The 8,961-nt window shown below is 72.6% G+C and carries 10 protein-coding genes, 1 tRNA gene, 1 other RNA gene and 1 pseudogene; 6 read left to right on the forward strand and 7 right to left on the reverse strand.

Annotation, left to right across the window (positions count from 1 at the left end):
- Positions 1-235 (reverse strand): annotated as a pseudogene (locus N866_RS12905) (hypothetical protein); the annotation flags it as partial.
- Between the two features lie 97 nt (positions 236-332).
- Positions 333-429, reverse strand: an RNA gene (gene ffs / locus N866_RS20505) — signal recognition particle sRNA small type.
- Positions 430-590: 161 nt separating this feature from the next.
- Between ffs and N866_RS12910 the strand changes: the two genes are divergently transcribed.
- The 3 genes from N866_RS12910 to N866_RS12920 all read left to right on the forward strand — a co-directional run bounded on the left by N866_RS12910 (position 591) and on the right by N866_RS12920 (position 3,082).
- Positions 591-1,142: a DUF2231 domain-containing protein gene (locus N866_RS12910; protein WP_155855355.1), complete on the forward strand. Its 552-nt coding sequence runs from the start codon at positions 591-593 to the stop codon at positions 1,140-1,142.
- A gap of 87 nt (positions 1,143-1,229) precedes the next feature.
- Complete coding sequence (locus tag N866_RS22440; RefSeq protein ID WP_155855356.1) at positions 1,230-2,189, forward strand: hypothetical protein; 960 nt, start codon at positions 1,230-1,232, stop codon at positions 2,187-2,189.
- 98 nt (positions 2,190-2,287) lie between these two features.
- Positions 2,288-3,082, forward strand: coding sequence for an SDR family oxidoreductase (locus tag N866_RS12920; protein WP_245612585.1), 795 nt, complete (start codon positions 2,288-2,290; stop codon positions 3,080-3,082).
- A 4-nt stretch (positions 3,083-3,086) separates the two neighbouring features.
- Here N866_RS12920 and N866_RS12925 read toward each other — a convergent pair whose 3' ends face one another.
- Positions 3,087-3,665: a dienelactone hydrolase family protein gene (locus N866_RS12925; RefSeq protein WP_034226964.1), complete on the reverse strand. Its 579-nt coding sequence runs from the start codon at positions 3,663-3,665 to the stop codon at positions 3,087-3,089.
- 152 nt (positions 3,666-3,817) lie between these two features.
- Between N866_RS12925 and N866_RS12930 the strand changes: the two genes are divergently transcribed.
- From N866_RS12930 to N866_RS20985, 3 genes are all read left to right on the forward strand, one after another.
- Positions 3,818-3,902: transfer RNA gene (locus N866_RS12930), tRNA-Ser, on the forward strand.
- Between the two features lie 239 nt (positions 3,903-4,141).
- Positions 4,142-4,402 carry a hypothetical protein gene (locus N866_RS12935; protein ID WP_034226966.1) on the forward strand — a complete coding sequence of 87 codons (261 nt, stop codon included), beginning with the start codon at positions 4,142-4,144 and terminating at the stop codon, positions 4,400-4,402.
- 56 nt (positions 4,403-4,458) lie between these two features.
- A complete protein-coding gene (locus N866_RS20985; protein WP_034226969.1) occupies positions 4,459-5,247 on the forward strand; it encodes a hypothetical protein in 789 nt (262 codons plus the stop codon).
- Positions 5,248-5,276: 29 nt separating this feature from the next.
- Here N866_RS20985 and mobF read toward each other — a convergent pair whose 3' ends face one another.
- From mobF to N866_RS12960, 4 genes are all read right to left on the reverse strand, one after another.
- Positions 5,277-6,314 carry a MobF family relaxase gene (gene mobF, locus N866_RS12945; RefSeq protein ID WP_081802629.1) on the reverse strand — a complete coding sequence of 346 codons (1,038 nt, stop codon included), beginning with the start codon at positions 6,312-6,314 and terminating at the stop codon, positions 5,277-5,279.
- Between the two features lie 569 nt (positions 6,315-6,883).
- A complete protein-coding gene (locus N866_RS22125) occupies positions 6,884-7,066 on the reverse strand; it encodes a transposase (RefSeq protein ID WP_155855357.1) in 183 nt (60 codons plus the stop codon).
- Positions 7,067-7,078: 12 nt separating this feature from the next.
- On the reverse strand, positions 7,079-7,894 hold the full coding sequence (gene istB, locus N866_RS12955; RefSeq protein WP_034226978.1) for an IS21-like element helper ATPase IstB: 816 nt from the start codon (positions 7,892-7,894) through the stop codon (positions 7,079-7,081).
- A partial coding sequence (locus N866_RS12960) for a Mu transposase domain-containing protein (RefSeq protein WP_034226985.1) occupies positions 7,891-8,961 on the reverse strand: 1,071 nt, incomplete at its 5' end. The genes N866_RS12960 and istB, both read right to left, overlap by 4 nt.

The raw sequence follows: 8,961 nt of genomic DNA on the forward strand, positions 1-8,961 counted from the left end.
GCTGCACGGCGCGGGCGTGGGCCGCCAGCGCGCCGGCCACCGCCGTCCCCGCGGCCACGGCCACGGCGGCATAGGTGAGGTCGACCGCGGCGGCACCCAGACCGCCCGCCGCGGCGGTGCGCCACCCGGATTCCATGCCCGTCTGCAGCAGGAGGACCGCGATGGCGCCGAGGGGCACCGCGATGCCCAGCCCGACGGCGGCCCCGAGGGCCAGCGCGCTGAGGACGGGGTCCATGGGCGGCAGTGTGCTCCTGGCCGGCGGGGCGCACCAAGGCCGACGCGTGCGACGACACCCAGCGCGCCGGCCCGCTGCGGTCCGGCGGCTCCGGGCATGCAAGGACCCCCCGCACACCCGCCAGAGCCCGCCTGCCCTTGCTGCCTTCCGGCCCTGGGGGGGTTCAGCGAGATGACGCCGCACGAGGGGTCTGTGGCAAGCCTAGCCCAGCGTCGGCGCCCTCCCGAATCGGGGGCCGGGCCCGTTCCGGGGTCCGACCCGACGCGCCCGTCCGGCGTCCGCCCCGTCCACCGGCACGGCGGCTCCGAACTCCTGGCACGGCCCCCGCGGGGGGCAGACACCGGGGTACGCCTTGGTGGAGAGTTCAACCATCGTGGTCGGGCCGCTGACGCAGCGGCCGGCCGGGCCGCCGGGAGGCATCGTGTTCGACGTCGTCGCAGGGCTGCCGCTGCACCCGCTCGTGGTGCACGCCGCCGTCGTCCTCGTGCCGGTGGCGGCGCTCGTGATCGCCGTGGCGGGCGTGTGGCCCCGGTTCCGCCGGTGGGCCGGCTACCTGCCCGCCGCCCTCGCGGTGGCGGCGCTGGTCGTCGTGCCGGTCGCGACGCAGTCCGGGGAGGCGCTGCAGTCCCGCCTCGGCGACCCGCCCTTCGTCGAGCGCCACGCCGACCTGGGCGAGGCGCTCGTGCCCTGGGTGGTCGCGCTCGCCGTCGTCGGGGGCATGGTCACGGCCGTGGAGCTGCTCCGGCGGCGCGGCACGGTGCTGCACCGCGGCGTGGTCGTCGTGGTGGCGGTCGCGGCGGTGGCTGTCGGCGCCGGGGCGGTCGTCCAGACGGTGCTCGTCGGGCACAGCGGCGCGACGGCGGTGTGGAGCGACGTCGGCGAGCTCCCGGCGCCCGCCGGGGACTGAGCGGCGCAGGGACGGTGCCCGGCGGGACCGGGTCGGCTCTCGCCGTCTGCCCTGGTCACGGCACCGGCGGGGTCCTAGCGTTCGGCCATGGACCTGGGGGCGGGAAGGGCATCGGGGGCGACGCCGTCGTGGGCGCAGCTCGTGGGACGCATGGCGGCGGCGCAGGGCTGCGGGTCTGCGCGGGGCGAGATGCGGTACCGCGACCCGGACCTGCACGACCGCCGCGAGGCTCGCACCGGCACGGTCCGGTTCTGGTACGCCACGCCGAACCGCTGGCGCCTCGAGGACGACGCCGGGGTCCGCCTGGTCCAGGGCCCGGAGCACTCGTACCACCGCGACGAGAAGGGGCGCCTGCAGCGCCGGAGCCCCGAGGTCCTGTACGGCTACGACCTCACGCACCCGGCGCGGCTCTTCGACGCGACGGACATCGTGACCGGCGTCGGCGGCTTCGACGGGTTCGTGCCCGCCGGTGCGCCCGTGCCGGTGGAGGCGATCGGCCGTGCGGCGTGGGAGGTGCGGCTGGAGCCTCCGCCGCACAAGGCCCACGGCGCGACCATCGTGGTCGACGACGCGACCGGCGTGGTGCTGCGCCTGGCCGCCGAGGGGGTCGGTGCGCTGGCGGAGATGACCTCGTTCGAACCCGGCGTGGACGTGGACCCGGCGCGCTTCGAGTGGGACGGGCCGTACGCGACGGACGTGGAGGACGAGCTCACGCGGATGCGCGCCCGGAACGCCTGGCTGCAGAGCCAGCGCTTCCCGGTGCCGCGATGGTGGCCGACCGGGCCGCGGGTGCACGCGCACGACGGCGACCCCGACACCGGGGCGTTCTCCCTCCACCTGGAGGTCGACGGCGACCCGTGGCTCTCCCGGTGGCCGCTCGGGGGCACGCCGACGCAGGGCCTGGCGGAGGGCTCGGCCGAGCGGCACCTCCACCGGTGGTCCGACGCACGCTGGGAGTGGGCGTTGGTGGTGGACCGGGCACTGTCGGAGGAGGACCTCCGCAGGGTGGTGGACTCGATCCCCCCGGACGAGGACCATCCGTCCTGACGGACCCGCCCGACCGACGCGCCCGCGTGCGCCTGGACGGACGCGGCTTCCGTCCTGCCGCGCACGACGGTGTGCGGTCCGTTGCCGCGGAGGTGCGCGTGACCCTGCCTGACCTGTGGGACCTCTCCGGACGGACCGCCCTGGTGACCGGGGCGGGGAGCGCCTCGGGCATCGGGTTCGCGTCGGCACGCGCGCTGGCCCAGCTGGGCGCGACCGTCGTGCTCACCGCCACGAGCGAGCGCGTCCACGAGCGGGCGGCGGAGCTGCGGTCCGAGGGCTTCGCGGCGTCCTCCGTGGTGGCGCGGCTGGAGACCGACGACGGCGTCACTGCGCTCGCGGAGGAGCTCGCGGCCCGGCGCGTCGAGGTGGACGTGCTGGTCAACAACGCCGGGATGGTCGCGGTGACCGACGCGGGGATGATCTCCGGGGACATCACCATGCCGCCGGCGGAGTGGGACCGGAGCATCGCGATCAACCTGCGCACGGCGTTCGCCGTGACGCGCGCGGTGGTACCGGGGATGCGGGAGCGCGGCTGGGGCCGAGTCGTCACCGTCTCGAGCGTCACCGGGCCCGCGATGGCGTCGCGCGGGGACGTCGCGTACGCGGCGGCGAAGGCCGGGCTCGTCGGTCTGACCCGCGCGCTCGCGGTCGACGAGGCGCCCCGCGGCATCACGGCGAACGCGGTTGCCCCGGGCTGGATCGAGACGGGGTCGCAGCTCGACAGCGAGGCGGCGGAGGGTCTGCTCGTGCCGATGCGCCGCAGCGGGACGGCCGCGGAGGTCGCGTCGGTCGTGGCGTGGCTGGCGTCGCCGGGGGCGTCCTACGTGACGGGGCAGGTCGTCGTCGTCGACGGCGGGAACACGGTCGCGGAGCAGCGGCTCCTCGGCGACTGACCGCTCAGCCGACCCGACCCAGCAGCGCGAGGACGCGCTGGAGGACGAGTGCGGCGGCGGACTCGTCGTAGGACGGCAGGCTCGAGTCCGCGAACAGGTGGGCGTCGCCGGGGTAGAGGAACAGCTCCGCGCCCGCGGTCGAGGCGACGAGCGCCTCGGCGGCCTGGATGTCCCCCTCGTCGACGAACCACGGGTCCCGGTCCATGCCGTGGACCTGCACCGGGACGCCGTCCGGCCACGCCTCGCCGAACTCGCCGACCGGCAGGCAGGAGTGCACGAGGACGGCCGCCCCCACGCCCGGGTGCGTCTGCGCGAGCATCTGGGCCGGCACCACACCGAGGGAGAACCCGATCGGCACGAAGCCGTCCGACAGGCCGTCCGCGGCCGCCCGCCCTCGCGCCGTCACCGTGTCGAAGCCGATCTCCTGCGCGTGGGCGACCCCGGCCTCCACGGTGTCGAACCTGCGCCCCTCGAACAGGTCGGGGGCATGGACGGTGTGACCGGCGTCCCGCAGCCGGTCGGCGAACGCGCGGACCCCGTCGGTCAGCCCGCACGCGTGGTGGAGCAGCAGCACCTCGGCCATGGACACCCTCCCTGACATGGCGCGCCGGCGGCGGCGCCTGGGGCGATCCTGCACCTGGGCGCTGACATGCGCCGGTCGCTCGCCGGGAGCGGGAGCGGGCACGCTCCCCGGTGGACGAGGCACACCCGACGTCCGGTACCCTCTACACGCCTGGAGGATTCGCCTAGTGGCCTATGGCGCACGCTTGGAAAGCGTGTTGGGGTAACACCCTCGGGGGTTCGAATCCCCCATCCTCCGCCGAGCGAGGGGCCCGTGACCTGCAGAGATGTGGGTGACGGGCCCTTCGACGTTGGGGCGCGGGGGGGCCTGCCAGGCGGTGGTAGCAGTTGTGGTAGCAGTCGCGCACGAGGCCGACTACCGACCCGAGACCGAGCTGGCCACTCAGCATCTTCGGCCGGCTGCCGGTACACAGGCACAGGATCGCACTTGCTACCGTCATACACCCCGGGTACTTTGGTACCAACCCAGGAGGACGCATGGCCACCGTAACCGCGCCCATCAAAGTCGACGCCGAGACCGACCAGCTCATCTCCCACGCCGCCCACTTCTTGCAGCGCTCGAAGAAGGACGTCGTGGACGCGGCCGTCCGCGAGTACGCCGAGACCCACCGCGATCTCATCCAGTCCGGCGTGCTCGAGGCCCTTCGCACCCTTGATGGCTCCACGAAGTCTGCCGTCTCGCTACTCACCGGCCTCAGCGCCACCGAGATTGACGAGCTCGGCGGCATCGACTCCTAACGCCGTGGGGCGACCGCTTCTGCAGGCACAACCAGCCGCTGCGATACGGTCGCTCCATGGGGGGAAGCGTTAGGCCGACACGTCGTGCTCTCAGTGACCTCGGTCTCGGATTTCCCAGCCTGGACCGAGCACTTGAAGAGGTCAATGAGCCCCTGCTCCGCAAGGCACAGGACCTTCCCGACGAACTCGCCGCAGGCGGAGCTGAACGCGTCCTGAGCCTTAACGACCGAGTCTGGTTCAAGGTCAAGACTCAGGACGAGCGCGGAGCGGCCGGCGAGGTCGCCACACCCCATCATGCCCAGGAAGTCCATGAGCTGCCCCCGGCCGGCTGGTGGCTGGTCGCTGCTGGACATCGACAGCAGGACACACCTCGCAGGGACTTCTACGCGAGACTCGAGTCAGAGTGCGTACGCGAGGGCAAGGGCTCCGGCAAACCATGCACCGATCACCTTCTCCCCACAGAGATCGACTACAAGCGATGGGGCGTCGAACGGACGACGCTTGCAGTGTCCGCGATGAAGGACCTGGTCCGGCAGGCCGTCGCAAGATCTGCTCATGACGGGAAGCTCTGGACAGTCACAGTTCAACGCCATGTGATCGGTGCACTGGTGCGTAGCACGGACGGCGAGAGCTACCTCGCTGTCACCGCCGAGGGCTACTGGGACCACAAGGTCGTCGCTGTCCTGCTCGATGCGATACCGGGGATCCCTCGGGACGATTGGGGAGCCGAACCTGGACCGGTCCTGGGCATTACCCCGGCCCAGGGGCAGATCGTCTTCTCCACGTTGCTTCCTCCCGAGGTCTTGTGCGCGCTCCTGGATGAGGCTGACGGCGACTTCCTCTAGAACTCGTCCGCTCCCACCTCACGCAGCAGTCAGGTCTCACCCCACAGCAACTCGCTCATCCGCCGGTTCGCCTCCTCGACGAGCTCGGGCACCACGTGCTGGTACCGAGCCGTCATCGTCGGTGACGTCCACCCCAGCATGTCCATCACCACGCGCTGGTCGACGCCCTGGACGAGCAGCAGCGTGGCCGCCGTGTGCCGAGCGTCATGCAGCCGCGCGGGCCGCAACCCGGCGCCCTCGAGGAACTTGACCCAGTGCACGGAGTGGTCGCGGGGGTCGATCGGGCGGCCGTTGACGGTGGTGAAGACCAGTCCGGACTTGTGCCACACCGACGGAGCGCGTCGATCATCGGCCGCGGCATGGGGAGCGTCCGCTTGCTCTGCCTTGTCTTCGGCTCGGCGAGCACCAGGCCGCCGTCGCGGCGCTGCGGGCACGTGGCGGGCTTCTCGTCGCACGCAGTGGATCTGCTCCGACCGCGAGGAGAAGTGGGCCAGGACGTCGTCGGCGATGCCGTCGATCTCGAACGCCGGGTTGCGGCGCGGACCGCGGTCACACAGGGACATGGCGATCGGAAGGCGCCGGGCAAGGTCGTCGGCCAGGAGCACGTCGTACAGCTCGGAGACCGCCACCACGGCCGCGTGGACCGTCTTGCCGTCCAGGGACCGCCACAGCCCGTCGGGGCCCTGCACCTTGTTGGCCACTACGACGTGGGTGTGCAGGTTCGGGTCGCCCGCGCGGCTGCCCCAGTGGTCGAAGGCCGCTGTGATCACGCCTCGGGTGCTGACCTGTCGGCAGCCCGCGTGCCCGACCCGCGTCCGCGAGACCTTCTGCTCGACGAACGCCAGCGCCTGGCCGACGGCGGTGCGGTGGGCCTGGTGCACCGCGGCCCGGGTGGCGTCGTCGCCCAGAGCCCACAGGACCGAGGCCGACGGGTCGTTTCGCCCCGGTTGGTCGCAGTCCACCCCACGCCGCCGACCTGCACGAACACCACGCCGACACACCACCCCGACCCCCTCGAACGACTTGGAAAGCGTGTTGGGGTAACACCCTCGGGGGTTCGCCCCCATCCTCCGCCGAGCGAAGGGCCCGTGACCTGCAGAGATGTGGGTCGCGGGTCCTTCGTCGTGAGTGAGGGCGGGTGGCCGGCGGGGCGGCGGTAGCAGTTCTCGCCGACCCACGCGGCCGATGCCGACTACACCTCTAGTTGCACCTCTACCTCGAGTGCTGCGTGGAGTTCGGCGTAGATCGGCTCGTGCTCCCGATCGCGCTCCAGAACGACCGCGAGAGCGTAAGGCTGAGTCACGCCTGTGGCTTCCCACCGGTTCACGTTCTGCACCGCGATCACGTACTCAGCTCCGTCGTCGGGGCGGAGGCGGATCTGATGCTTGATGGTGCCGAAGACGTGGGCGCCTCGGCTACGGTCTCTGTCGGCCGGCTGGAGATCCAGCCTGAAGCGGCCCAGCGATGGCGGCCCCGAGACCATTTCGTCATCCGGGGCACCGTCTGCAGACGCTTCGCCATGCTCCGGAGGCGCTTGCCGCTCAGCCAGGTAGGCGTCCGCGACGTCGTCAACGCTCGCGCCTCGGTAAACCGGGTCTTCGCGGTTCGTGGTGAACGTGCTCGCTGAGGAGGGTGTTCACGCTGCGGTTTTCGCGGCGCTGGCGAGCAGGATACGGGTGCGGTAGTTGTGCTCGTTGCGGAAGCCACGGCCGGTGCGCTTGATGTTCTTGATGGCGGTGTTCGCGGCTTCGGTACGGGCGTTGGTCACGCTGATGGCGCTCACCGAAATTCCCCAGGGTTGCTCGCTGAAAGTCCCCACCCTGTCGCGGTGTCAGGTTAGTGGTCGGCGGGTGCCGGTGGTGGCGCGGCGCAGGGTGTCGGTGCGGGCGTGGTGGTCGCGCAGGCGGTAGCTGTCGCCGTCGAGGTTGAGCACGACGGAGCGGTGCAGGAGGCGGTCGAGCATGGCGGCGGCGACGGTGGTGTCGCCGAGGATCTCGCCCCAGGACGCGACGCCCCTGTTGGTGGTGAGGATGATCGAGGTCTTGGTGTAGCGCTGGGCGATGACCTGGAACAGGGCGGAGGCGGCTTCGGCGGGGAGTGGGAGGTAGCCGAGCTCGTCGATGACCAGCAGGGTGGGGCCGGCGAAGAAGCGCATGGTGTAGGCCCAGCGGCCCTCGATCGCGGCGCGGTGGCAGCGGGCGGCCAGGTCCGCGGCGGTGGTGAAGTAGGTGCGGTAGCCGGCCTCGGCGGCCTTGCGCGCCAGCCCGACGGCCAGGTGCGTCTTGCCGGTCCCGGGTGGTCCGATGAGCAGCACGTTGGTGGCCGAGTCCAGGTAGCGGCAGGTCGCGAGCTCGCCGATCAGGGCCGGGTCGACGCCGGCGGCGGCGTCGAAGTCGAACCCTTCGATGGTCGCCGGGGAGGGCAGGGACGCGAACCGCAGCCGCCCGGCCAGACGGCGGGCCTCGGTCGCCTCGACCTCCAGGGCCAGCAGCCGCTCCAGCGCCGCGGTCAGGGACAGCCCTTCGGCGGTCGCGGCGTCTAGGACCGCGGGCAGCTGCTCGGCGGCGGTGGTCAGCTTCAAGGTCGCGAGGTGGGTGCGCAGCTGTTGGTAGGTGGAAGCGGCGGAGACGGTCATCGGGGTGGTCATGTGAGGGTGTTCCTTCCGTGGGCGGCGCGGGCGTAGGTGTCCAGGTCGATCACCACCGCCTCAGCGGCGAGGCTCGGCCTGGTGGTGGGGGTGCGCAGGGCGTCGGCGGCGGCCAGGGCGGCTGGTCCGGGTGGGACGCGGCGCTTGTGCCGGTGCCGGGGCCCGGTGTCGGCGGCGGTCATCGCCGCGGTGTTCAGCGCGACCACGTGGTGCTCGGTGCGGACGGTCGCGCCAGTGCCGGGGGCGACCAGGCGGTGGCGGGCCAGGACGACATCGGGAGTCTTCGCTGCGGCGATGTGGATCTCCTCCGTGCCGTGGGTCACCGAGACGGTCACTCGGGCGCGGGCGAGCTCGGGCGGGACGGAGTAGAAGTTCCCCGCGTAGGCGACCAGCCCCTGCGCGGTGACCGTGCGGGTCACCTGCGTGGTCACCGGGAACGGCGCCGGCAGGGCCCGCAGCGGCTCGGCGTCGGCGAGGGCGCCGACGGTCGTCGCCCGGTGGGTGCCGTCGGGCTCCAGGACGACCCGGCGGCGGGCGTCGCCCTTGGTGGCGCACCAGGTGTCGATGCGGGCCTGGGCCTGCTCGACGGTGATCGGGCGCCCGTCGACGGTCTCGGGCATGGACCGCCAGATCCGCTGCGCGGCGGTGTGGTTGGCCTTCTCCACCACGCCCTTGCGGTTCCCGCGCCGCGGCGGGCAGACCTCGACGGTGACGGCGTAGTGCTTGGCGACCGCGGCGAACGTGGCGGTGACCTTCCCGGTCCCCGGGGACGCGACGGTGGCCATCCGGTCGAACCGCCACGCCCGGGTCAGCCCACCCAGCCGCTCGGCGACCTGGTGCAGGGCGATGACCAGGTGGGCCTGCTCCTCGGACTCCACCAGCACCGCGCGCCACCTGCTGGAGTGCGAGGACGCGCCCACCAGCAGGTGCGCGGTCCTGCCCCACCCCCAGTGCGCCGGCGGGTCCGGCAGCTCGACCCAGTCCCACTGCGTCTCCGCGCCGGGCGGGTGGTCGATGATCGCCACCGGGCGGTCCTTGAGCCCTCGGCACTGCTCGCAGACCGGCCG

This window comes from Actinotalea ferrariae CF5-4 (assembly GCF_000603945.1).
Lineage (GTDB): Bacteria > Actinomycetota > Actinomycetes > Actinomycetales > Cellulomonadaceae > Actinotalea > Actinotalea ferrariae.

Excerpts from the sequence above, each read along its gene's own strand:
- N866_RS20985 (WP_034226969.1), top strand. The coding sequence starts at position 4,459 with ATGGGGGGAAGCGTTAGGCCGACACGTCGTGCTCTCAGTGACCTCGGT.
- N866_RS22440 (WP_155855356.1), top strand. The coding sequence starts at position 1,230 with ATGGACCTGGGGGCGGGAAGGGCATCGGGGGCGACGCCGTCGTGGGCG.
- istB (WP_034226978.1), bottom strand. The coding sequence starts at position 7,894 with ATGACCACCCCGATGACCGTCTCCGCCGCTTCCACCTACCAACAGCTG.
- N866_RS12935 (WP_034226966.1), top strand. The coding sequence starts at position 4,142 with ATGGCCACCGTAACCGCGCCCATCAAAGTCGACGCCGAGACCGACCAG.
- N866_RS12925 (WP_034226964.1), bottom strand. The coding sequence starts at position 3,665 with ATGGCCGAGGTGCTGCTGCTCCACCACGCGTGCGGGCTGACCGACGGG.
- mobF (WP_081802629.1), bottom strand. The coding sequence starts at position 6,314 with ATGGGGGCGAACCCCCGAGGGTGTTACCCCAACACGCTTTCCAAGTCG.